The sequence below is a fragment of the Glaciecola sp. HA4-3 genome, from assembly GCF_055693685.1.
Genome location: NZ_CM146340.1, coordinates 2,115,842 through 2,138,418, shown reverse-complemented (window position 1 = coordinate 2,138,418; position 22,577 = coordinate 2,115,842). Strand labels below are relative to the sequence as shown.

The following is a 22,577-nucleotide window of genomic DNA, read 5'->3' as shown; positions in this document are numbered from 1 at the left end:
CAATAACACACTACAGACACTCAGCATCAAGAAAAGTTTCCGTGGCTTTATTTGCTATTGCTGTTTTATTCTGCAACAATAGCATAGTGGTCAGACCAGAGATTGCGCCAAAATGGGGCAAACGCATTGTGAGCATAACGGTTCATACGAATTATACATAGGACTTTATATGTCAAATAAACAAGTACTTAAAACGCAAAACGGCGATCGCATAGCGATTGTCGCAGGCTTGCGTACCCCTTTCGCAAAAATGGCAAGCTATTTCCATGGTGTGCCAGCAGTTGATTTAGCTAAAATGGTCGTTAATGAATTGATGATCAAAAATGACCTTGACCCTGCAGTGGTTGAACAAGTTGTGTACGGGCAAGTTGTACAAATGCCCGAAGCTCCTAATATCGCTCGAGAAATTGTGCTAGGAACGGGGATGAACGTTAGTACAGACGCTTACAGTGTTTCAAGGGCTTGCGCCACGAGTTTTCAATCAGCTGTTAATATCGCCGAGTCGATGGTTGTGGGAAACATTGAAGTTGGCATTGCCGGCGGTGCTGATTCAACGTCAGTGTCACCAATAGGCGTTTCAAAAAAACTAGGCCGCGCGTTAGTCGACTTACAAAAAGCTAAGACTTTGGGTCAACGGCTCACTATTTTTAAACGACTGAGTGTAAAAGACCTATTACCAGTTCCACCAGCGGTTGCAGAATACTCTACTGGATTGTCGATGGGCCAAACGGCTGAGCAAATGGCTAAAACTCATGGTATCTCAAGAGCTGAGCAGGACGCGCTTGCTCACCGCTCTCATTCTTTGGCGGCAGAAAACTGGGAGAAGGGTAATTTAGATGCAGAAGTTATGACTGCATATGCTGAACCTTACAAAGGCGGTTTTTCGCGCGACAACAATGTCCGATTTGACAGCACACTTGAAGGCTACGCAAAATTACGCCCTGTATTTGATAAAAAACACGGTTCAGTAACAGCGGCAAATGCAACGCCACTTACAGATGGTGCTTCTGCGGTTGTTATGATGACTGAAAGCAAAGCCAAAGCACTTGGTTATAAACCACTAGGCTACTTAAAAAGCTACGCGTTTTCGGCAATTGACGTGTGGGAAGACATGCTAATGGGACCATCTTATGCAACACCTATCGCATTAGATAGAGCCGGTATGTCATTGTCTGATTTAACGCTTATCGAAATGCATGAAGCCTTTGCAGCTCAGACATTATCAAACGTTAAGATGTTCGCCAGCGATACTTTTGCAAAAGAGAAACTTGGCCGCGATAAAGCAATTGGTGAAATCGACATGGACAAATTCAATGTAATGGGAAGCTCTTTAGCTTATGGGCATCCCTTCGCTGCCACAGGTACGCGAATGATTACTCAGATGTTAAATGAATTAAATCGCAGAGGCGGTGGTACAGGCTTATTAACGGCTTGCGCCGCTGGTGGCCTAGGCGCTGCAATGATAGTGGAGACAGAATAATGAGTGCATTTACCCTAAGTAAACAAGACGACGGTATTGCTATCTTAACGATGGATGTTCCTGACGAGACGATGAACACGCTAAAAGAGAGTTTTGGCGAAGAGATCACTAGTATATTAGATGATATTGAGCAAGACAAAGACATCAAAGGTGTTGTTGTTGCAAGCGGTAAAAAAGACTCATTTGTTGCAGGTGCAGATGTCAGCATGCTAGCGCAGTGTGCATCAGCAAAAGATGCTGAGACCTTATCCATAGCGGGGCAGCAACTATTTGATCGTATGGAAGCGATGGATAAAACCTTTGTAGCGGCAATTCACGGTCCAGCCTTAGGTGGTGGTCTAGAACTGGCTCTAGCGTGTGACTACCGTGTATGTTCTAACAGTGACAAAACGCAAGTAGGTTTACCTGAAGTACAACTAGGTCTACTTCCAGGTAGTGGCGGAACTCAACGTTTACCAGCATTGATTGGCGTACAACAAGCCATGAAGATGATGTTAACAGGTGCGCCAGCACGCGCTAAGCAAGCAAAAAAGTATGGCATTGTTGATGATAGCGTACCAGAATCGATTCTTATGGATGTTGCTAAGCAACTTGCTGCAAAACCTCCTAAAAAACGTATTGCTCAAAAATCGTTGACCAACAAAATGTTAGAAAACACATCATTTGGTCGAAACATACTATTTAAAAAAGCGCGCGAGCAAACACTATCAAAAACAAATGGTAACTACCCAGCGCCCATGTACATCATTGACTGTATTGAAGCGGGTTTGAGCAACAGTAAAAAGGGCTTTGCGACTGAGGCTAGATTGTTTGGTGAACTGGTTATGACGCCTGAATCTGCTCAGTTAAGAGAAATATTTTTTGCTACAACTGAAATGAAAAAAGAATCAGGTGTTGAAGGCGTCGCGCCTCAAAAAGTGAGCAAAGCAGGTGTCTTGGGCGGCGGTTTGATGGGTGGCGGTATTGCATTTGTTACTGCTACTAAAGCAAATGTGCCAGTGCGTATTAAGGATATTGGCGAAGCGGGTATCGCTGGCGCTATGAAATATAGCTACGACATTCTGAATAAAAAAGTCAAAAAACGGTTTATGCTTAAATCGCAAATGCAACAACAAATGGCTAAGATAACAGGATGCTTGGATTATAGCGGATACGCAAAGTTAGACATTGTGGTAGAAGCTGTTTTTGAAGATCTTGGGTTAAAACAAAACATGGTGGCTGATATCGAACAGCACTGTCAATCACATACTATATTTGCCTCAAATACCTCATCTATTCCGATTGCTGATATCGCCCAAAAAGCGGCAAGACCGGAAAATGTGGTTGGTTTGCACTATTTTTCACCGGTTGACAAAATGCCCCTTGCGGAAGTAATTCCACATGAAGGTACTTCACAAGAAACCATTTCAACAACAGTTGAATTTGCTAAAAAGCAAGGCAAAACACCAATTGTTGTTAAAGATGGTGCAGGGTTTTATGTTAATAGAATTTTAGCGCCGTATATGAGTGAAGCAGGTTATTTAGCAATGGAAGGCCAGCCTATTGCTGATATCGATAAAGCGCTAGTGAAATTTGGTTTTCCAGTTGGCGCGTTCAAGCTCTTAGACGAAGTTGGTATTGATGTAGGAACCAAAATTATTCCTATTTTAATGGGCCAGTTTGGTGAAAGATTTGCATCGCCAGATGCGTTTGAGAAATTGCTTCAAAACGATAGGAAAGGGAAAAAGAATCAATCTGGATTCTATAACTATTCTGGAAAAGAAAAGGGCAAATCAGTTGATGAGTCAATTTATGATTTGTTAGGTGTTGCTCCGGCAAGCAAATACACTGACGATACTGTAGTAGAGCGTTGTGTATTACTGATGCTAAATGAAGCGGCGATGTGTCTAGAGGAAGGTGTTGTGCGTAATCCTCGAGATGGAGATATCGGCGCAATATTTGGTATTGGATTCCCACCATTTCGTGGTGGTCCTTTTAGATACATGGACCGCTTGGGCATCGACCACTTAGTGAGTCGTCTAGAACATTACAGTAGCACGTACAATGAAAAGTATGCGCCTGCAGCGATCCTAAAAACCATGCAAAAAGAAGGTAAAACTTTTTACTAAGGTTTATTGACTAGAAAAGCTGCATTCATAAGAGTGCAGCTTTTTTGTAATCAAGAGACCAATTCTTCTTTTCTTTCTGTTCTTAGGTATGCAGCGATAGTCTTAACAGTCTCAAACTATACTGAATATTAGACATATCTATCGTCTAAAGACCTATACTATGTTTATGGGTAAACGTAATTAGGAATTACTGCAATGGTCATCTTACTCTTATTGAGTAGTGCATTATGTTCAATTTATTTTTTTATCGAAACAGCCCGCAACGGTATGTCGAAAAAAAGATGGGTTGTCGCAGGCTTGGTATTTGGTCCCACTATGTTGCCGATGTTCGAAATTTCGAAAAAAATCAATCTTCGAAAATCAATTGGGTTTAATAACATTTATTTAGCCGCATAAACACGCCGTATTGTTAATATCTAAGATTTATCGGCGCTGAAACTAAGTGCTATTTGACCACGATTGTTTTGTGTAGCTCTTGTTAAAGAGCGGTGTATTTCATCCAAGTGAATAGCTTCAAGTGTTTGAATCAACTCGATATGTTGAAGATGAGGGTGCTTCGTATCAAAATTTGCCCAAACTCTTGCCGCTAAGCTGGCTAAATTCTTATCTTTTGGGCTCACCTGTTTGCTAAGCTCTGTTTGTAAACTCTTCATATTAATCTGACCATGTTGGATTTCTTCAATGCACAGTTCGATACATTCATTCAACGCGTCTATGATGCTTTGTTTTGAATGACTTGCGCTTTCAGCGTACATGACAATACCAGGAAAATTACCAATAACTTTATATGCAACACCGAAGGTGTAGCTCATTTGATGAACATTGCGCATAATATGAAACAATGGTGTATGTAGCAGCTTTTCAATTATTAATGCGCGCGCAGCTAACACCAAACGGTATTTTTCTTTGGCTATGATTAACTTGTCCTCGTCATTGCTAACTGTGGGAATAAAATGATAAACAACACTGCATGCTTGGCATTGTTCATCTTGAATATGCTGATGATGATTAGTCATTGTTTTTGCTTGGTTTTTAGCTGGTATCTGTAGTGTATTTGAATGATTAAAACGAGATTGCACTTGCATGAAGTAACGTTGAAGACCACTTAACTGCCAATTGCCAATAACTAAGCCTTCAATAAACACAGTTTTAAAATATTGATTGAGTGTTACGTGTATATTGCCTGATTCAAGAGATAGAAAAGCATTTTTTGAGACCTCTTGGGTATCCTCTTGCACACTATAAACTTGGTTCAAGCGAGTAAACAGTTGATTAATTGGTTTTTTAAGTAATATGCCGTTAAATTTCTCTAGCTGCCTCAAACGCGCTTTTTCTAAATCAGATACTGACGGTCTAAATTTAATAATCGTATTTAGAATTTCAATACTTAATAACAACAAACGCTCACTAGGTCCACTTGTGTGCAAGGTAATCCCATGAATATTGGCATATACTCTAAAGTGTAATGCTGCTAACTCGGCATCAAAAAACACCTTTGCTAAGTGTTCGTTTAGTGAATATAACCAAATTTGCTTAATGGCTTTTCGTATAGGTGAACCAAACATTTCTTTATCTCTTATCGATAAATAATGTTCGCCTCGAGTCAGTTCAAAATCTGCATTTTGATAAAACTTCAATAATGAGTTTTTAGACTTTGATATAACGGGGGTATCTTTTGTTACTTGTGGCATGACTTTGACAAAATGATGACTCATGTAGGGATTTTGTCTGGGCATTAAAAATCGACATTGTTGTTTTATTTTTGAATCTAGTTTTAGTTCAGTATCGTTGAGTTTTTCGCAGAAATAGGGCGTATGGTAATGTTCGCTTTGTGATACCGACGTGCTTGAAAGTGTTGCAGATTGTATTAAGAACGCTCGCATTCTAGTACTTGTTAGCATGCTTACTAGCTTTGTCGAATAAATGTAGGCATCGTTAAAATCGAGGACCTTGTTAATGTTTAATGCTTCTTGCGATAAGTTGTCAAAGTGTTGCTGATCAATTTGCTTATCTTTAAATGCTAGCGATGTAGATGATTTAGTTTGTGCACTTAACATGTCGCTTGGACAGTCTTTTAAGCGCACCGATAACTCAATAGCGGTATTGAGCGGGTCATGTTCACTTTGCAGTATTTTTTGCAACTCATATTGGCGCGATTTTTCTCTGAATCGCCATTGGTCAATTTGTTTTTCATTCACAAAATCGCAAAAGTGTTGAATGATACCTATGAGCGTATATTTGTTTGCTAGACCTTGCTCAGATAGCGCAAGATCGATATAAAGTTCCCATGTGTTGTCATCAATGTTTTTATAATAGCTTCTAATGTCGGTAGTAAGTTGCAAGCCAGACAAGCTATCGTATAAACCATTATAATGTTTACTTTCAAAAAGATGCGTTAATATTAATAAAGTTGGTTCTAAATGTTTCGCATCTATTTGGTCTTTAGTTAAATCAAAAGGGTAAGTGATAATTAATCTGTTTTCACTCCCTTTTATTTGCGCCGTAACTAGTTGACCAATATCAGCTTGTGTAAATACCGCTGGCAGTTCGACCTTGTCGGTTTGGGCAAAGTGTTTTGAATCGTTAAATCTGTTGTTGATAATCGCTATTATTTCTTGACAAAACTTAGCTTGATTACATTGTGGTTCGTTGTGATGTTCTGGGATATTAATACATATACTAATATTCGATGCATCCATGTAAAGTTGATGAAAGCTTTCTAATTGTTCTTTAAGCTGTTCGATTGTAAAGTCCTTAAACACGTTTGCGTTACCCGCACTAAAATTAGCAAAAGGATGTTTGGGGTTGGCTGTTGCTTTTTGCACAGATAACAATTGACGAGAAAAGTCGCTTCTTTTTGTGCAAAACTCGGCCTCGACGGCTTTTATTTCCTTTTTAATGTCATCAGCTAAGAACAAAGGATGGAGTAATCGATCTAAAAAAATCAGTAATGCGGCAGTAAATCCCGAAATATCTGATTGCATGTGAAAATTAGTATGTGTATCTTGAGTCCACCCATTAGCATGTCCATGATGTGCATTTAATACATCTTCTAGTGCGTTTGATTCGCTGTGATGTTTACTTGCGTTAAATAATAAGTGTTCGTGCAAGTGAGCAAGACTAGGAGATAAGTCTTGTGTATGGAAATGCCCCGCCGCTATAGAACAAGCGATAGCGGCTTTATTCGAGTTTTTTTGCGACACTAACATTAGCTTGGCATGACCATTAATAGTCATGACATCTAATATTTTGTAGTTACTCGGTGATGGTGGCAAGCGCTTATCCTTTGGACACAATTGTTGTTAATCATTGACAATAACGTCTTAAGTTTAGCAGTGTATTGCAATAAAGTTAGTAAGTCCTTGGACGTTAACTTTATGTAACGGTAATATTTTCTAATACTGTAATAATAGATGGCTATGGTGATAGTAAACACCAGCATTAATTAGGTTTAAAACTGCATGATTTTAGTTGTAATGCGACATGGTCAAGCTGAGCCACATCAGCAACCTGATCACTCTCGAGCACTTACTCCGATTGGAATAGGGCAATGCAAAAGCGTTGGGCGATGGTTAGCGACCAATCTGGCTAGTTTGACTAAAGAGACTAAAACACCATCGAGCATAATTGACCATGCGCTCGTGAGCCCTTACCTGCGTACTCAGCAAACGCTCAGACACGTTGCTGCTGGTATTAAAGTAAGCACTCAAACAACTATTGACGCGATTACACCAATGGGAAATGCCCAACAAACCGCTGATTTAATACATGGGTATGCATACGACAAACAAACCCTACAATCCCTATTAATAGTGACACATATGCCCCTTGTTAGCCTATTGTCAGATAAATTGTGCGCGCAATTTAATGCAAAAATTTTCGAAACCGCCGATACCTTGATTATCGATTATGATATTGACACCTGCATAGGCAAACAACTTGCCTTTTATCAAGGGCGTTAATAGTTGTAACCATAGGATTGTATAGGTACTACAGACATGCGAAGAATATCATTGCCTGTTTTGTTGCAGCTATCGTTGAAACAACATGCTGCTGCCTCAGATATTGAAAACGACGAAGAACTCGAAACGATTATGTCGAACTTATCTGAGTTAAACGAAAAGGTAGAATTATTAAAGCAAAAAGCACTGCTAAATAGAGCGGGTTCTAATTAGCTCGCTTGCTTTTTATTCCTCTAATTTGGAATCACTTCGTTTGTAAAACTCTGGTATCACTCTGACTGTTTTAACCATGTTGTCGCTTATCTCTAAGACTTCAATAGGGTAGCCAGCAAGTCTTAGGCTAATATTATTTTCAGGTAAATCCTCAAGGTACTCAAGAATTAAGCCATTTAATGTCTTTGGCCCGTCAGTGGGGAAGTGCCAATCTAATTCTTTATTTAGTTCTCGTATATTAGCACTGCCATCAACCAAATAACTGCCATCTTGCTGCAATATTGCTTCTTTGCTGTAATCTGGAATTTGAGAAGTCGTAAAATCACCAATGATTTCCTCTAGGATATCTTCAAGAGTGAATAAGCCTTGAATGTCTCCATACTCGTCGACAACCAATCCAATACGTTCCCGCTCGGCTTGCATCTTATACATGAGGGTGTGTAAAGGGGTAGTATCAGGAGTATAAAAAATTTCGCGCACCGCTCGTAACATGGTCGCTTTGGTAAACTGGTCTTTTGACAAGAGCCGTAGCGCATCTCGAGCGTGCATAAATCCTACTGCATCATCAATACTGTCTCGAAATAATAAAACTCGGGTATGTTGCGAGTTTGTTAGTTGCTTTTGAATATCTTTCCAATCATCGTTGACATCTATTGCGTGAATTTCGCTCCGCGGTACCATGATATCTTCAGCGGTTACTTTTTCTAAGTCTAAAATACTGACGAGCATATCTTGGTGTTTTTGGGGAATAAGCGTCCCAGCTTCATGCACTACTGTTCGCAGCTCTTCTTGGCTAAGGGCTGTATCACTGTTCCCTTTTGGATTTATCCGAAGAAGCATCAACACACCATTGGTGCAATAATTCACTAACATAACAACGGGCGTTAAGAAATAAAGTAAGGGAACTAATATGACCGAGCTAGGGAAAGCGATTTTTTCAGGATACAAGGCAGCGAACGTTTTAGGTGTAACTTCAGCAAATATCAAAATGATAAGCGTTAAACCTATTGTGACAGCAATTGGACCATAAAAAGGACCAAATAGTCGCTCACAAATTTTAGTGGCAATTACAGTTGCGGCAATATTAACTAAGTTGTTGCCTATTAGAATCAACCCTATTAATCGGTCTGGCCTAGCTAATAGAGCTTCGACACGCTTAGCGGCCGCGCCTCCTTCATTCGATAAATGTTTTAAGCGATAGCGATTTATACTCATCAAGCCCGTTTCTGAGCTAGAAAAATACGCTGACATCATGATTAAAACACCAAGCATTAGGCTTAGTGTATCAGTATCTAGTTGGTCCAAAAATAATACCCTTTGCTATGTATGAAGTAGGTTTTGGGATAATTCATAATTACGTGATAAGGAATTCTTTCACAATACGACTACCAAAGTACCCAAGGCTTAATAAGCCCAAGCCTACCGTGTTAAACACAATTGTAACACGGGCCTTTAGTCCTATTGTATGATGCATGATGATGCAAGTAATGTATATCGCCAATGCTAAGCTTGATAACATTGTTTTGTGGCCATAACCGTCAGCAAACATGTTAGGAATAAACACGAAACCACTTAATAAAGCCACTATAAGCACTATTACACCTAAGGTCATTATTTGATACAAAATAGACTCAACCGACAAAAGAGGCGGCAGGTTGCCAGTTAACATTACCTGCTTTTTGTGCTTCAGCTGATAATTGATATAAGCAAGCTGAAATGCATAAAGAGCACTAATACTTAATAAACCAAATGCTACAAGACTAAGCAAAATATGGCTAATCATGCCAATTGACATATTAATACTGATGCCTGTGGTTGATGGTAAAAACACATCTAAGGTAACGAAAAACGCCGATACAAAACAAACGACGGGTAAAAACAGTAAATTTTTGATGAAGCGATTACTAATTAGCATGGTTAAGGTGATTAACCATGCCAGCATTGAGCTGACAAAGGATAAACTAAGTTGTTCACCACCATGCTCACTAGATGATACGACTAACAGCCCCAAATGCCCCAACAATGCCAACATTAATAAGGTTTGGGCGACGCCAGCGGGTGCGTGCTTTTTAAAAAATAGTTGCACATAAAAAGTCCCCGCGGCTACATAGCACGCAAAAGCAACAATAAAGGCAATAATTCCTAACGGCATGTTTTATCCTGTCAACACTATAGTGTGTTATCTCACTATGTTTCTACTTGTATAAAAGATTAACTCGTATAAAAAATCAACACTTGCTGAAAAATCAGCACCAAGATGAGATTAAAATTATCGGGATTATTACTATCCCTGTTCTCTTATTGTATACTCTTTATCACATTAGAAAATAATAAATTATTGATTTATGTTTCAGAATTTAACAGACCGACTTGGCCAGACGCTCAAAAACATAAGCGGTAAGGGCCGATTAACCGAAGATAATATAAAAGATACCTTGCGAGAAGTTCGCATGGCCTTACTAGAGGCAGATGTTGCACTTCCGGTTATAAAAGATTTTATAGATAAGGTAAAAACAAGAGCTTTGGGCACAGAAGTCGCTAAAAGTCTTCAACCTATAGTCAGATGTTCGTAAAAATCGTTCAAAGCGAACTTGAACAAGCAATGGGCGATGGCTCTGAAGGCTTAAACTTAGCAGCCACACCTCCAGCGGTTATTATGATGGCTGGTTTACAAGGTGCTGGTAAAACGACAAGCGTTGGTAAGCTAGCGAAGTATTTAACTGAACGCGAAAAGAAAAAAGTCATCGTGGTCAGTGCTGATGTTTATCGCCCAGCGGCAATAAAACAACTTCAAACACTTGCTGAAGAAGTCGATGTTGAATGCTATCCCTCTAGTATCATGCAAAAGCCCGTTGATATCGTAAAAGCGGCGATTGATCACGCAAAAATGCAATTTTTTGATGTGTTATTGGTGGATACCGCAGGTCGTCTAGCGGTTGATGAAAAAATGATGGACGAGATCAAAGCCTTGCATGCGGCTGTTACACCGGTTGAAACTTTATTTGTTGTCGATGCAATGACGGGGCAAGATGCGGCAAATACAGCGAAAGCGTTTAATGAAGCACTTCCATTAACCGGTGTGATTTTAACCAAAGCAGACGGTGATGCTCGTGGTGGTGCGGCCTTGTCGGTGAAACAAATCACTGGCAAACCAATTAAATTTTTAGGGATGGGTGAAAAATTAGACGCACTTGAACCTTTCCATCCTCAGCGCATCGCTTCACGAATTCTTGGTATGGGTGATGTGCTTAGCCTGATAGAAGATGTTGAGCGTAAAGTCGATAAGCAAAAAGCTCAAAGAGTCGCCAAAAAAATTCAAAAAGGCCAAGGCTTTGACTTACAAGACTTCAAAGAACAGTTAGAACAGATGCGTAACATGGGCGGCATGATGTCATTAATGGACAAACTGCCTGGTATGGGAGGCATGAGCGCTAAAATTAAAGACAAAGCAAACGACAAACAATTTACCCAAATGGAAGCGATTATTAATTCTATGACGCCTTAGTGAGCGCACTCGACCCGATGTGATTAAAGGCTCAAGAAAACGTCGTATTGCCGCGGGTTCTGGTACTCAAATCCAAGATGTAAATCGTCTATTGAAACAGTTTACCCAAATGCAGAAAATGATGAAAAAAATGGGTGGCGGTAATATGAAAAAGATGATGCGAGGCATGGGCGGTATGATGCCTCCAGGTGGTATGGGTGGTATGGGCGGCATGCCTCCAGGCGGCCTACCACCGGGGATGGGCGGTTTTGGACGCAAAAAATAACGTACCTCGGCTTGGCGAACCATCGCTTCCTAAAGGCGGAAATGCCTTCACCGAAGCCTTAGGCAAAACCTTATTGTCTGTCACGGGCTGGCAGATCTCAGGTGAGCTACCCAAAGCTAATAAGTGCGTGATCGCCGTTGGTCCTCATACTTCAAATTGGGATTTCTTTTTAGGTGTAGCGGTATTATTTGCACTGAGAATAAAAATTACATTTTTAGGTAAACACAGTATTTTCGTGCCTGTAGTGTGAGCTGGTTTTTAAGAGTAATTGGCGGTATGCCTGTTGATCGCCGAAGTGCGCATGGAGTAGTTGGCCAAGTTGTTGAGGCCTTTAATCAGCACGAAAAAATGATTTTAGCTTTGTCGCCAGAGGGAACCCGTTCCCCAATCTTCCCTTGGAAGTCTGGTTTTTTGTCAATTGCGCATCAGGCGAAAGTACCTATTGTATTGGTAGGATTCAATTTTGCTTCAAAAACAGTAGAGTTTACCCGGGCATTTGAACCAACAGGTGACAAGGAAACTGATATGGCAAAGGTTTACGAATATTTTTCACGGGTGGTAGCAAAATACCCACAAGACTGTGTGTTAGCACCGCCCAAAATGAAACGCTAAACAAAGCAAAACAAAACGCTAAAATACATCCAACAAGCAAGCCTCTAAATACCAAACAACTTTTATGGAGCGCTATATGAATAATCTAAAATCACTAATAAAAATCATTATGACAGGCATAGCAATTACTCTGTCATTTACTCTTTATGCCGCGTTTGATGATAGTAACTCGCCTTTAGTGGGGACTTTAGTCGTTGTCAACAAAAGCGATAACTCGGTTAGTTTAATCGACTTAAATAGTCAATCGATCGTGAATACCTTGCCAACAGGAAAAGGACCCCATGAGTTAGTCGTTTCAGATGATGGTAAATGGGCTGTCTCTTCAGATTTTGTTGGGGGAGATAGCCTAACTGTTTTTGATATTCACGCACAAAAGGTGGCAAGAACCATTCCATTAAATGATTATCCGGGTCCTCATGGCTTGCAGTTTTTAGCAAATCAAAATGAAGTCATTTTTACGTCAGGCAAAAGTCAACACCTTGTTATTGCTAATATTTTCACAGGTAACATACAAGCAGCTATTGCAACTGAGCAAGATACTACACATATGCTGGCGATGAACAAGGCTCAAGATACGGCATATACAACTAACATTCGGTCAAATAGTATTTCTCAAATTGATTTAAATACCAATACTTTACGCAAACAAATTCCAACAAGTGAAATGCCTGAAGCGATTAATTTCTTAGTTAAGCGTAATGAGCTATGGTATGGCGCTAACAAAAATGGTGAAGTGATTGTATTAGATGCACAGACTCATCAAGTCAAGTCTCGTTTTTCTGGTTTCAAATTTCCGTATAGAGTATTATTCTCTCATGACGAATCAGTCGCGCTTATTCCAGATTTTACCGACCATACATTAACGTTCATCGATACAAAAAATAAAACTATTATCAACAAGCTGGAGCTTGACCCAGAGTCAGGGCCACAGGGTATAACGCTTCACCCAAGTCATGATATCGCGTTTTTGTCACTTAATTTGCATAACAAAGTCCAAGCTATCAATGTCAATACTCAAATCGTCATTGCAGAGTACCCAACAGGCAATAATCCCGATGGCGTGGGGTATTCTCCTGTTAGGCTTAAACAATAATTTACCTATTTTGTTAGCAATGTGGTTTGTTGGGTAAATCTGACATTGAGAGTAAATGGCCTTGTTTGTCAAATCGCAAATCGAGCATCTGACCTTGATTAAATTGGTAGTCAGAGGCTTGATTGTTTGGCAACAGCTCAATCACTTCAGGCGATACTTTCAATAAAGTATTGTCACACGTTAGCAGTGATAAACCATAATTATTTCGAAGCACAGTTGCGTATGCTTGGATTGAATTGACTTGATTATGTTGCATGTCGATATACGAGTTATACGCTTTGTTATATTCTACTTTTAAGGCAATTCGATTTTCTCTGGCATCATTAATTGCCAGCTCCGCTTCTTTCTCAAATTGACTCTTTGTTATTGTATTTGTATCACTGGTACTCGCTTGGAGTACATGGTATTCGACTTTGACTAAATCTTGAATGTCATAAACAATTGTTTTGTCACCGCTATTGTATTGGCTGATTAGTTGAAAATTGATCACCACAATAGCCAAAGCGATACTACAAACAAGCGCGCTGGTCTTTACATATTGCGTTAGGTCAAGGTGCCACCACGGCTTTGACGGACTCTTAGCAGACGCCATTTGTTGATCAAGTTTTTCTTTTATTGCACCAAGGTGCTCGATAGCGCAGTTTGCGTGATTGATATAATCTACCTAGCGCATCTTCTTCTGGCTGGCCATCTTTGCGTTCATTAGGCTCAAATTCACTCATGGTGTTTCTCCAGCACTGTTTTTAACTTTTGTTTGGCATAGCGAAGGCGTGTTTTAACTGTTTGAGTTCCTGCACCTGTAATCTTAGCGATATCATGTAAACTAAAACCCTCTTGTTGAAGGCAATATGCATCTTTTTGTTCAAACGGTAGAGCACATAGCGCCACTTCAAAAGCTTCATGTATTGAAGAATAGGTATGCTCAGGATTCACATAAGCAATTTCTTGACTGTCGATATCAGTAAATTTCTTATTATACCTATAGTCATCAAATAAGGCGTTTCTTGCGCTACTGTATATCCATGCTTTTACGCTGTTCTTGTTTGCAAATAATTGAGGTTTTTCGATTATTTTGAGCCATATCTTCTGGCTAATATCCTGTGCGCTTGTCTCATCGCTTAAGCTTGCTAGATAATGGTAAATGTCGTTAGCAAACATATGATAAAGCGCATCTATTGAACGCTTGTTGCGATACATCACGTAATCTGCAATTAAGGTCTCTGGAGACTTTTCCCCAAAGACCTTGTCAGCAACTTTTTGATTTCCCCATAGTGCAGGGATAAAACTAAACATATGAATATTGTTGTATTTATTGTTCTAAGTTAAAGTCTAAACGAACCTGCAAGCCATCCATCCCAACAGGAGAACCGTTGACAATTTTAGGTTGATAACGCCATTTGCGCAGCGCTTGTCGAGCGGCGCGATCAAATGTGTTGCCTTAGTTCTGAATTAATAACACTAATGTTTTCTACATTACCTGATGATGACACAGAAAACGACAATGTAACATAACCTTCAATACCATTAGTCGCAGCTACGTTCGGATAGCGAGGATCAACACGCACTAGAGGGCGGGGCTGGCTATCAAGTGGCCCAACACTATTATCTATCACCGGGCCGATGTCTTTTGGCACAAAATTCGACGTTAGAACGACCGGTCCTTCGTTAGGTGTCACCTTTGGTGGTGCAATTCTTTCAGGTTGTTCAATTACTTTAGGCGGCTCTGGGAGGGTCTTTTTTATAATAAGCTCTTTTTCTTGTACATCTAAAATAGATGAAAAATGAAAGACTGGCTCTGGTTCTACTCTTGCTTGAGGTTCTTGTTTAATTAATTCATGCATCATGGCAAAGATAAAAAATGTGACGATTGCACCCATGCATATGCTCAAAATCAATTTCAATGGTGAAACAGTCAAGGGTTTATTGTCAGTGTTGTGTTTTGTGATATTAGGCATTGTTGTACCCATGGTATGTTGTAATGTCATGGTTTTCTCCAGTTCAGTTTATGTGTCTATCAATAACAAGACGTGACTAAAAGTGAAAAGGGGTGAATAATTTTCATTTATTTTTTTAAATAGATTTTGGTGAATCCATGACTTATTTGAAAAATGAGTATTTCAAACACTTTTAAATGCCTATAAGCCATATAATATCTTGCATTCACCCTTAAAATACGTATAATTCGCGCACTCTTTTTCCCACGTAGCGTAGGGGAAGGGTATGTTAACGGTAACGCTACAACGAGTTTGAGGCATATATGGTTACTATTCGTTTACAGCGTGGTGGTGCTAAAAAGCGCCCATTTTATCAAGTGGTTGTTGCTGACAGCCGTCGTGCACGTAATGGCAAATTTATTGAAAACATCGGCTTTTTCAATCCAACAGCACAAGGTCAAGCGGAAAAACTTCGCTTAGATCTAGAACGTGTTGAGTATTGGGTTGGACAAGGTGCTGGTTTGTCTGATCGTGTTACACGCTTGGTAAAAGATGCAAAAGCTGCTGCTTAATAGCAGTGTTTGCGGTTTGGAGTAAAGATGAGTTCTGCGTCTGACAAGTTAATCGTTGGTAAAATCGGAGCACCATATGGTGTGAAAGGTTGGGTCAAAATTAACAGCTTTACTCAAAACAAAGAAAGTATTTTTGACTATACACCATGGACTACTTCGGTGCGTTTAGGTGATAGTCAGTCGTTGAAAGTTACACAGTGGCGTCATCATTCTAATAGCCTTGTTGCTAAGATTGAAGGTGTAGATGACAGAGACGGCGCTGAGTCAATTAAGAATGCAGATATTAGTATCGATGCTGCTTTGTTGCCTGAATTAGAAAATGACTTTTACTGGAAAGATTTAATCGGCATGCAAGTTATTAGCTCTCAAGGCTATGACATGGGTGTGGTAAAAGATATGTTTGAAACAGGTGCAAATGACGTGATGCTAGTCAAAGCAAATATTAATGACGCTTTTGGCCAAAAAGAACGTTTATTGCCTTTTTTGTATGATGATGTTGTACAAGATGTCAATAAAGAAGGAAACACAATCACAGTGGATTGGGATCCTGCTTTTTAATGAGCTTTTGTTATGAGCAACATTAAGGATAAAGCGACAGCACCAAAGCAACGTTTTAGTGTAATTACTTTATTTCCAGACATGTTTGCTAGCTTCTTTAATGAAGGAGTAATTGGCAGAGCGGTTAAAAAAGGATTAATTGACGTGAGTATATATAACCCTCGGGATTATACGCACGACAAACACCGTACGGTCGATGATAGACCATATGGTGGTGGCCCAGGAATGTTGATGATGGTGCAACCTTTAGCAGACGCAATCGTAGATGCAAAACGTGCATCTAGCGATAAAGTAAAAGTGGTTTATTTATCACCTCAAGGGCGAAAGCTTGATTTTGAAGGTGTAACAAAGCTAAGTGCTTATACAGATTTGGTTTTAGTTGCAGGACGATATGAAGGTATTGACGAGCGCATAATCGAAACCTTAATTGATGAAGAATGGTCAATTGGTGATTATGTACTTAGTGGCGGCGAATTGCCTGCTATGGTCCTAATGGACGCAGTATCAAGAATGATTCCTGATGTATTAGGACATAAACAATCAGCAGTAGAAGATTCGTTCACTGATGGTTTATTGGATTGTCCTCACTACACTCGACCTGAAAAATATCAAGGTAAAAGCGTACCTGAAGTTTTGATAAGTGGCGACCATAAAAAAATTAGGCAGTGGCGACTTGAGCAATCGTTAAAACGAACGCAAACAAGACGCCCTGATTTATTAAATAACCTAGCTCTGACTGAGGAGCAACAGCGAATTTTAAGTAGCATAAAAGACTTAAAGTAAGCATGTTGTGGCATATGACAGTTATCTCTAGGAAGTGAGGATTCGATGGCTAAAGTCAATCAAGATATCATCAAGAAAATTGAGCAAGCACAGCTCAAGACCGATCTCCCTGAGTTCGGCCCTGGTGACACAGTAATTGTGCGCGTTAAAGTAAAAGAAGGTGACAAAGAACGTTTGCAGGCATACGAAGGTGTATGTATCGCAAAGCGTAACCGCGGTTTACACTCTGCTTTTACAGTTCGTAAAATTTCTAGCGGAGAAGGTGTAGAGCGTGTTTTCCAAACTCATAGCCCTGCAATAGATTCAATTGAAGTGAAGCGTCGCGGTGCCGTACGTCGAGCTAAATTGTATTATCTACGTGAGCGTTCAGGTAAATCTGCACGTATCAAAGAAAAGCTTAATTAATTTAAATTTCGCGTTATCGTTAACATTCAAAAGCCCGCTGATAGCAATGTCAGCGGGCTTTTTGTATCTGTATAGGCCTTTATTTACTTGTTCACTAGTGGCATGATGGTAGGTATCTGTTTTTAACCATAAAGCTGTTTCTTGCAATGAGTTCATGGCAAACACTACTCCTATCTTCTACTTACAACGCTAGCGACAAGGCGCTTATTAACCAGCGTAAAAAAACAAAAGCCTTATGCCATCGATATAACCAATGTGAGCCTGATGCTCATAAGACTCGCAAAGGCATACTTAAACAACTACTACCAAACGCTAAAGGGATTTGGATTGAACCAACGTTTCAATGCGATTATGGTGAAAATATATATGCCAGCAAGCAAGTTTTTGTTAATCACAATGTTATTATTTTAGATGGTGCTAGGGTAAGTCTAGGCGATCATTGTTTAATTGGGCCAAATTGTGTTCTTGCTGCAACCTCTCACCCTGTAGATGCTGAGCATAGAGCAAAAGGTTTATGCTATTCCAAACCCATTGTACTTGAAGAGCATGTTTGGTTAGGTGCTAATGTAACTGTATTGCTAGGAGTCACTATTGGCGCTCGTAGTGTTATTGGTGCTGGTGTCGTTGTTAAACAAGATGTTCCAGCTGATAGTGTAGTGCATGCGTAATATGCTTACGCAAACACGCATCAATTTAGCGCCTATTCTTGTCATGGTGAGCTTGTTATTAGTGATACAAGCTGCAAGCGCAAGCAAAGCTGATAAACAAGATAACAAACAACTTACTATCGCGGTCGCAAGTAACTTCTATTACCCTTTACAAAAAGCGATCAGTCTTGATTCCGCATGGGCTGAATCTGATATTAGGCTAGTAACTGCCTCATCTGGCACTTTGTATGCTCAGGTTTTACGAGGTGCACCGTTTGATTTGTTTTTGTCAGCAGATAGCAAATTGCCCATCGCCTTAGAAAAGAAGTCGCTTGGCGAAAACAGAAAAAGCTACGCAATTGGTAAACTAGTATTGTGGCCATTATCGAATAAATGCCACGACAGTATTGGGCAAACGGTATCTCAATACATGGCAAAAGACACACTATATGATTGTTTAACGCAGTTACATGATTCATCTGCAACATTAGCAATTGCAAATCCGGCACTAGCGCCTTTTGGTGTTTCGGCATCAGCCATTTTAGCGTCACTTGATATTGATAATGCGCAGTTACCTAAAATTGTAATGGGCAACAATATTAATCAAACATTTTTGTTTGTTGACTCGGGCAATGCTCAGGCGGGTTTGTTGGCAGAATCTTTATTAATACAGGCTAGTCAGACAAGGGACAACAAAGAAAAATACATGCGCTATGGCATGATTTCACCCAATTTACACCCTTTGATTGAGCAACAAGCGATTGTGATAAGCCGCAGTGCTAATCAACAAGTGGCAAATCAATTTTTAGCTTACCTACTTAGTGATAAGGTACAAACGCTATTTGGTTCATTGGGGTATTTACAAGTTGAAGACATCAGCGATACACAAGGCCTATTAAAATGAGTATTGCGCCGCACTGGGAAGCGCTATTTTTGACCGCTAAGTTAGCATCTCTAACCGTAGTTATATTACTGATGATTGGGCTTCCTTTTGCTTGGTTTCTTGCTCAGTATCAAGGCCGATTTGCACCTCTAATGGAAGCATTGGTGGCATTGCCCTTGGTGCTACCGCCAACAGTAATGGGCTTTTACTTATTAAGTGCATTTTCACCTGACTCTTTGTTGGGGCAACTATGGATTACGGTTGTTGGGGAGCAATTTGTGTTCAGTTTTGCAGGTATACTTTTTGGCTCTATTGTCTATTCTATGCCTTTTGTTATTCACCCACTTCTAGCGTGTTTCAGACAATTAGGGCCTAGTACAATCATTAGTGCAAAGACTTTGGGAATAGGGCCATTCGCGCGATTTATTTATGTCATTTTGCCAATGAGTAAAAGCGCAATTATTGCCGCAGTAACGCTTGGGTTTGCACATACCCTAGGCGAGTTCGGGCTTATCCTAATGATTGGAGGCAATATTCCAGGTGAAACCCAAGTAGTTTCTATCGCGCTTTTCAACCAAGTTGAATCCTTGCAATACGAAAGCGCTCATCAGCTAGCGCTGTTTCTTTTGCTAAGTAGTTTAATAAGTCTTGTTTTGCTCTATAAATTCAATCGAAATACTTATTTTATGGGCTCTGAGAGATGATTGCAGCGTTTTCTTTTTCATTCTTTCATCGTTTCCAACACAAGCGAAACCATATTAGTGGGCAGCCTAATGATCTTATAGAGCTGTCGCATGATAGCCAATTAAGATCGGGCATTTATGGTATTTTTGGTCCATCGGGAGAAGGCAAGTCAACACTTGTTAAAGGAATTAGTGGCCTAATACCAAAAGCAAAATATGAGATTAGCTATCGCCTTGAAGGCAGTGACCAAGCCATTAGGTTTACCCATAAGCATCCAAAACAGCACTTAAATCCTTGCGTGTATATAGGTGAACACGCGCCATTGTTTGAACATCTTATGGTAAAAGACGCATTAAGCTTGGTGCAAAAACATAGAGACAAAACATCATCTCAATTACTCCCTTGTTTTAATATTGAACAAGTCATTTCGTGGGCGCAGATTGAAGATCTTTTATACTTATACCCAGCCCAATTATCAAGTGGTCAGAAGCAACGTGTTAATTTTGCTCGTGGGTTACTTAGTCAAAAACCTATAGTGATTTTGGATGAAGCATTTTCTCATCTAGACTGGCCAACTCGCTGCGCTATGATTAAAACCATAGTGTTTCTTCAAGCGGAGTATAAGCTTTTTTTCATTCTGATTAGTCACTCTTTGCACGAATTATCCTTAGCATGTGATCATATTTTATGGCTTAATCAGCGCTGTTTGGCCTCCTTTGGTCCTAAGCAACAAATGCTTGATGTTTTACAAAGTGAAAATGATGTCTTTAATGTAATCGAAGTTAAATATAACACGACGCAAAGTGATGAATATTTAAATCATTACCACCTAGTAGAGCAAAAACAATCAAGCCAAGGCTCGTATAATAAGCAAAGCATATATCTACGCGCAGGTAATCATGCAAATGACCATGACGCAGCTAGAAACACATCGATATTAATTGATGCCAATAATATTGTATTAAGCACTCAACCGAATAATACCAGCATGGTAAATGAATTAACTGGATTGGTATTGGATATAAGCTCATCTTCAAATGGGTTTTTGGTAAAGTGTGACGTCAGTGGTCAAACTATCAAAGCGAGTATTTCCCATCATTCTTTACAAAAGCTGAATATAAAACGAGGCATGGTGATTAAATTATTATTTAAGGCGTTGTAGCAATAAGGACTATTTTTATCGTTACCGTAGTGTTTTAATGTTTAAAAGTTGCATTTCTCGTGACATTTCGCATAATCAGTACACAAACAGATTTCTGTTTATCTATCCTAAATAACAATAACAACATGCAGGAGCAAACTTCATGCAGCAGGCCAAATCAACTTGGGTGACTCGCGCACTCGACAAAGTTGAGGTGGTCGGGAATAAGCTACCCGACCCCGCAATCATTTTTTTTATATGTTTAGTCGTAGTCTGGACACTTTCGGCAATAATGTCTCAATTCACGTGGGGAGCAATTGATCCACGCACAGACGCACCTATCGAAATCGTTAATTTATTAACGGGTGACGCATTGGCAGATTTCTTGTCTCGTATGGTGACTATATTTACGGGGTTTGCGCCCCTTGGTGTTGTTCTAGTGGCAATGCTTGGTGTTGGTGTGGCAGAACATTCTGGTTTTATTAGTGCAGGCTTAAAGCGAATGCTTGACTCGACGCCTCGTACTTTACTTACGCCAATGGTAGTTTTGGTAGCAATCGTGAGCCATACTGCCACTGATGCTGGATACGTGCTTGTCATACCGCTAGCGGGTGTTATTTTCTATGCGATGGGCCGACATCCTTTGGCCGGTATTGCCGCGGCTTTTGCCGGGGTGAGCGGCGGATTTTGTGCAAACTTTATTCCCTCTGCCATTGACCCTTTGTTACAAAGCTTTACGCAAGAAGCTGCTCGGATTATTGATCCTGCTATTCAAGTAAACCCACTTAATAATTGGATATTTAACTCAGCTTCTTCGCTTTTGATAATTGGTATTGCTTGGTATTTAACGGATAAGGTCGTTGAGCCAAGACTAAAAGGTGTTGAAGTTGACGGTAATACGTCTGAAATCCCTAAATTTGAAGAATTAAGTTCTCAACAAACGAAGGCCTTACGTTATGGCGGCCTGACAATGCTTGTGGGTATTATTGTGCTAATCGCAGTGCTTGTGCCTGAGAGTTCACCAATGCGAGACGCCCAAGGATCTTTAACAAGCTTCTCTGCACCTGTCATGCAATCAATCGTGCCAATAATCTTCTTGTTGTTTTTGCTGCCTTAGCGTGGTTTATGGCTATGTCTCAGGGGTATATCAATCAACAAAAGACATGATAGATAGTATGACAAAAGCCATGCAAGGCATGAGTTATTATATTGTCATGGCGTTTTTCTGTGCATTGTTCATCGATGCGTTTGGCAAATCAAATTTAGGTGCTTTGTTAGCAATTGAGGGTGCGCAAGTTTTACAAGCCTTAGCGCTTCCTTCGATGGTAACCATTGTGGGTATTATCTTTTTGACCGCTTTTGTTAACTTATTTGTGGGTTCTTCTTCTGCTAAATGGGCTTTGTTAGGGCCTATTTTTGTACCCATGCTAATGCAATTGGGTATTTCACCAGATTTGACGCAAATTGCTTATCGTATTGGTGACTCCTCAAGTAACATCATTACGCCATTAATGCCTTATTTCCCCTTAGTGGTGTTGTACTGCCAGCGTTATGTTAAAGGTACGGGGATTGGAACTTTGTTGTCAATGATGCTGCCATATAGTGTTTGTATTATTATCGCTTGGACGATTTTCTTACTTATTTATTGGTCAATTGGTATTCCTTTAGGGATTCAGTCTAGTTACGTTTACCCAGCAATGTAAGTATGAAAAATACAGATTAAAAAGACAGC

General features: G+C 39.9%; 23 protein-coding genes and 2 pseudogenes. 17 read left to right on the top strand and 8 right to left on the bottom strand.

The genetic code is table 11. The features are described from left to right. The first annotated feature begins 169 nt into the window (after window positions 1-169). Together fadI and fadJ are read left to right on the top strand one after the other, a co-directional pair. Window positions 170-1,480 carry an acetyl-CoA C-acyltransferase FadI gene (fadI, locus tag ACZ1G6_RS10120; RefSeq protein WP_472616195.1) on the top strand — a complete coding sequence of 437 codons (1,311 nt, stop codon included), beginning with the start codon at window positions 170-172 and terminating at the stop codon, window positions 1,478-1,480. Continuing rightward, window positions 1,480-3,588: a fatty acid oxidation complex subunit alpha FadJ gene (fadJ, locus tag ACZ1G6_RS10115; RefSeq protein WP_472616194.1), complete on the top strand. Its 2,109-nt coding sequence runs from the start codon at window positions 1,480-1,482 to the stop codon at window positions 3,586-3,588. The genes fadI and fadJ overlap by 1 nt, the downstream gene beginning before the upstream one ends. Window positions 3,589-4,004: 416 nt before the next feature. Here fadJ and ACZ1G6_RS10110 read toward each other — a convergent pair whose 3' ends face one another. Then, window positions 4,005-6,863 (bottom strand): insulinase family protein, encoded by a 2,859-nt coding sequence (locus tag ACZ1G6_RS10110; protein ID WP_472616193.1) that lies wholly within the window; start codon window positions 6,861-6,863, stop codon window positions 4,005-4,007. A 186-nt stretch (window positions 6,864-7,049) separates the two neighbouring features. On the opposite strand from ACZ1G6_RS10110, the gene sixA reads away from it, so the two are divergent. After that, on the top strand, window positions 7,050-7,550 hold the full coding sequence (sixA, locus tag ACZ1G6_RS10105; protein WP_472616192.1) for a phosphohistidine phosphatase SixA: 501 nt from the start codon (window positions 7,050-7,052) through the stop codon (window positions 7,548-7,550). A 36-nt stretch (window positions 7,551-7,586) separates the two neighbouring features. Further along, window positions 7,587-7,763 carry a hypothetical protein gene (locus ACZ1G6_RS10100; RefSeq protein WP_472616191.1) on the top strand — a complete coding sequence of 59 codons (177 nt, stop codon included), beginning with the start codon at window positions 7,587-7,589 and terminating at the stop codon, window positions 7,761-7,763. Window positions 7,764-7,775: 12 nt separating this feature from the next. Here ACZ1G6_RS10100 and ACZ1G6_RS10095 read toward each other — a convergent pair whose 3' ends face one another. Together ACZ1G6_RS10095 and ACZ1G6_RS10090 are read right to left on the bottom strand one after the other, a co-directional pair. Then, the gene (locus ACZ1G6_RS10095) at window positions 7,776-9,068 is read right to left on the bottom strand and encodes an HlyC/CorC family transporter (RefSeq protein WP_472616190.1); all 1,293 of its coding nucleotides are present in this window, start codon (window positions 9,066-9,068) and stop codon (window positions 7,776-7,778) included. 49 nt (window positions 9,069-9,117) lie between these two features. Further along, on the bottom strand, window positions 9,118-9,915 hold the full coding sequence (locus ACZ1G6_RS10090) for a cytochrome C assembly family protein (RefSeq protein ID WP_472616189.1): 798 nt from the start codon (window positions 9,913-9,915) through the stop codon (window positions 9,118-9,120). A gap of 193 nt (window positions 9,916-10,108) precedes the next feature. Between ACZ1G6_RS10090 and ffh the strand changes: the two are divergent. From ffh to ACZ1G6_RS10070, 4 genes and pseudogenes are all read left to right on the top strand, one after another. Continuing rightward, a pseudogene (gene ffh, locus ACZ1G6_RS10085) lies at window positions 10,109-11,533 on the top strand (signal recognition particle protein). Next, window positions 11,517-11,783 carry a lysophospholipid acyltransferase family protein gene (locus ACZ1G6_RS10080; protein WP_472616188.1) on the top strand — a complete coding sequence of 89 codons (267 nt, stop codon included), beginning with the start codon at window positions 11,517-11,519 and terminating at the stop codon, window positions 11,781-11,783. The pseudogene ffh and the gene ACZ1G6_RS10080 overlap by 17 nt, the downstream one beginning before the upstream one ends. Continuing rightward, entirely contained in the window at window positions 11,780-12,145 is a 366-nt protein-coding gene (locus ACZ1G6_RS10075; protein WP_472616187.1) for a 1-acyl-sn-glycerol-3-phosphate acyltransferase, read from the top strand. Before ACZ1G6_RS10080 ends, ACZ1G6_RS10075 begins: the two co-directional genes overlap by 4 nt. 76 nt (window positions 12,146-12,221) lie before the next feature. After that, window positions 12,222-13,238: a YncE family protein gene (locus ACZ1G6_RS10070; protein WP_472616186.1), complete on the top strand. Its 1,017-nt coding sequence runs from the start codon at window positions 12,222-12,224 to the stop codon at window positions 13,236-13,238. A 13-nt stretch (window positions 13,239-13,251) separates the two neighbouring features. Here the strand turns inward: ACZ1G6_RS10070 and ACZ1G6_RS10065 are convergent, their stop codons facing one another. The 5 genes from ACZ1G6_RS10065 to ACZ1G6_RS10045 are packed head-to-tail and all read right to left on the bottom strand — an operon-like array spanning window position 13,252 to window position 15,223. Next, on the bottom strand, window positions 13,252-13,830 hold the full coding sequence (locus ACZ1G6_RS10065; RefSeq protein WP_472616185.1) for a hypothetical protein: 579 nt from the start codon (window positions 13,828-13,830) through the stop codon (window positions 13,252-13,254). A 7-nt stretch (window positions 13,831-13,837) separates the two neighbouring features. Beyond that, window positions 13,838-13,960: a hypothetical protein gene (locus tag ACZ1G6_RS10060; RefSeq protein ID WP_472616184.1), complete on the bottom strand. Its 123-nt coding sequence runs from the start codon at window positions 13,958-13,960 to the stop codon at window positions 13,838-13,840. Then, entirely contained in the window at window positions 13,953-14,531 is a 579-nt protein-coding gene (locus ACZ1G6_RS10055; protein WP_472616183.1) for an RNA polymerase sigma factor, read from the bottom strand. The genes ACZ1G6_RS10060 and ACZ1G6_RS10055 overlap by 8 nt, the downstream gene beginning before the upstream one ends. A gap of 16 nt (window positions 14,532-14,547) precedes the next feature. Then, the gene (locus tag ACZ1G6_RS10050) at window positions 14,548-14,643 is read right to left on the bottom strand and encodes a hypothetical protein (RefSeq protein ID WP_472618971.1); all 96 of its coding nucleotides are present in this window, start codon (window positions 14,641-14,643) and stop codon (window positions 14,548-14,550) included. Between the two features lie 19 nt (window positions 14,644-14,662). Beyond that, window positions 14,663-15,223 carry a TonB family protein gene (locus tag ACZ1G6_RS10045; RefSeq protein ID WP_472616182.1) on the bottom strand — a complete coding sequence of 187 codons (561 nt, stop codon included), beginning with the start codon at window positions 15,221-15,223 and terminating at the stop codon, window positions 14,663-14,665. A gap of 272 nt (window positions 15,224-15,495) precedes the next feature. On the opposite strand from ACZ1G6_RS10045, the gene rpsP reads away from it, so the two are divergent. From rpsP to ACZ1G6_RS10000, 9 genes and pseudogenes are all read left to right on the top strand, one after another. Beyond that, window positions 15,496-15,744: a 30S ribosomal protein S16 gene (rpsP, locus tag ACZ1G6_RS10040; RefSeq protein WP_472616181.1), complete on the top strand. Its 249-nt coding sequence runs from the start codon at window positions 15,496-15,498 to the stop codon at window positions 15,742-15,744. Between the two features lie 27 nt (window positions 15,745-15,771). Next, entirely contained in the window at window positions 15,772-16,302 is a 531-nt protein-coding gene (gene rimM, locus ACZ1G6_RS10035; RefSeq protein ID WP_472616180.1) for a ribosome maturation factor RimM, read from the top strand. Between the two features lie 12 nt (window positions 16,303-16,314). Continuing rightward, window positions 16,315-17,085, top strand: coding sequence for a tRNA (guanosine(37)-N1)-methyltransferase TrmD (trmD, locus tag ACZ1G6_RS10030; RefSeq protein WP_472616179.1), 771 nt, complete (start codon window positions 16,315-16,317; stop codon window positions 17,083-17,085). 45 nt (window positions 17,086-17,130) lie between these two features. Next, window positions 17,131-17,490 (top strand): 50S ribosomal protein L19, encoded by a 360-nt coding sequence (gene rplS / locus ACZ1G6_RS10025; protein WP_472616178.1) that lies wholly within the window; start codon window positions 17,131-17,133, stop codon window positions 17,488-17,490. Between the two features lie 146 nt (window positions 17,491-17,636). Beyond that, window positions 17,637-18,158: a sugar O-acetyltransferase gene (locus ACZ1G6_RS10020; protein ID WP_472616177.1), complete on the top strand. Its 522-nt coding sequence runs from the start codon at window positions 17,637-17,639 to the stop codon at window positions 18,156-18,158. Next, window positions 18,151-19,041, top strand: coding sequence for a molybdate ABC transporter substrate-binding protein (gene modA / locus ACZ1G6_RS10015; RefSeq protein WP_472616176.1), 891 nt, complete (start codon window positions 18,151-18,153; stop codon window positions 19,039-19,041). Before ACZ1G6_RS10020 ends, modA begins: the two co-directional genes overlap by 8 nt. Further along, the gene (gene modB / locus ACZ1G6_RS10010; RefSeq protein ID WP_472616175.1) at window positions 19,038-19,724 is read left to right on the top strand and encodes a molybdate ABC transporter permease subunit; all 687 of its coding nucleotides are present in this window, start codon (window positions 19,038-19,040) and stop codon (window positions 19,722-19,724) included. The genes modA and modB overlap by 4 nt, the downstream gene beginning before the upstream one ends. Beyond that, on the top strand, window positions 19,721-20,866 hold the full coding sequence (locus ACZ1G6_RS10005) for an ATP-binding cassette domain-containing protein (RefSeq protein ID WP_472616174.1): 1,146 nt from the start codon (window positions 19,721-19,723) through the stop codon (window positions 20,864-20,866). Before modB ends, ACZ1G6_RS10005 begins: the two co-directional genes overlap by 4 nt. A gap of 142 nt (window positions 20,867-21,008) precedes the next feature. Beyond that, a pseudogene (locus ACZ1G6_RS10000) lies at window positions 21,009-22,548 on the top strand (AbgT family transporter). Window positions 22,549-22,577 lie beyond the last annotated feature (29 nt).

Coding starts and splice junctions, on each gene's coding strand:
- fadI (WP_472616195.1), top strand. CDS start 170: ATGTCAAATAAACAAGTACTTAAAACGCAAAACGGCGATCGCATAGCG.
- fadJ (WP_472616194.1), top strand. CDS start 1,480: ATGAGTGCATTTACCCTAAGTAAACAAGACGACGGTATTGCTATCTTA.
- sixA (WP_472616192.1), top strand. CDS start 7,050: ATGATTTTAGTTGTAATGCGACATGGTCAAGCTGAGCCACATCAGCAA.
- ACZ1G6_RS10100 (WP_472616191.1), top strand. CDS start 7,587: ATGCGAAGAATATCATTGCCTGTTTTGTTGCAGCTATCGTTGAAACAA.
- ACZ1G6_RS10090 (WP_472616189.1), bottom strand. CDS start 9,915: ATGCCGTTAGGAATTATTGCCTTTATTGTTGCTTTTGCGTGCTATGTA.
- ACZ1G6_RS10070 (WP_472616186.1), top strand. CDS start 12,222: ATGAATAATCTAAAATCACTAATAAAAATCATTATGACAGGCATAGCA.
- ACZ1G6_RS10065 (WP_472616185.1), bottom strand. CDS start 13,830: ATGGCGTCTGCTAAGAGTCCGTCAAAGCCGTGGTGGCACCTTGACCTA.
- ACZ1G6_RS10060 (WP_472616184.1), bottom strand. CDS start 13,960: ATGAGTGAATTTGAGCCTAATGAACGCAAAGATGGCCAGCCAGAAGAA.
- ACZ1G6_RS10055 (WP_472616183.1), bottom strand. CDS start 14,531: ATGTTTAGTTTTATCCCTGCACTATGGGGAAATCAAAAAGTTGCTGAC.
- ACZ1G6_RS10045 (WP_472616182.1), bottom strand. CDS start 15,223: ATGACATTACAACATACCATGGGTACAACAATGCCTAATATCACAAAA.
- rpsP (WP_472616181.1), top strand. CDS start 15,496: ATGGTTACTATTCGTTTACAGCGTGGTGGTGCTAAAAAGCGCCCATTT.
- rimM (WP_472616180.1), top strand. CDS start 15,772: ATGAGTTCTGCGTCTGACAAGTTAATCGTTGGTAAAATCGGAGCACCA.
- trmD (WP_472616179.1), top strand. CDS start 16,315: ATGAGCAACATTAAGGATAAAGCGACAGCACCAAAGCAACGTTTTAGT.
- rplS (WP_472616178.1), top strand. CDS start 17,131: ATGGCTAAAGTCAATCAAGATATCATCAAGAAAATTGAGCAAGCACAG.
- ACZ1G6_RS10020 (WP_472616177.1), top strand. CDS start 17,637: ATGAGTTCATGGCAAACACTACTCCTATCTTCTACTTACAACGCTAGC.
- modA (WP_472616176.1), top strand. CDS start 18,151: ATGCGTAATATGCTTACGCAAACACGCATCAATTTAGCGCCTATTCTT.
- modB (WP_472616175.1), top strand. CDS start 19,038: ATGAGTATTGCGCCGCACTGGGAAGCGCTATTTTTGACCGCTAAGTTA.
- ACZ1G6_RS10005 (WP_472616174.1), top strand. CDS start 19,721: ATGATTGCAGCGTTTTCTTTTTCATTCTTTCATCGTTTCCAACACAAG.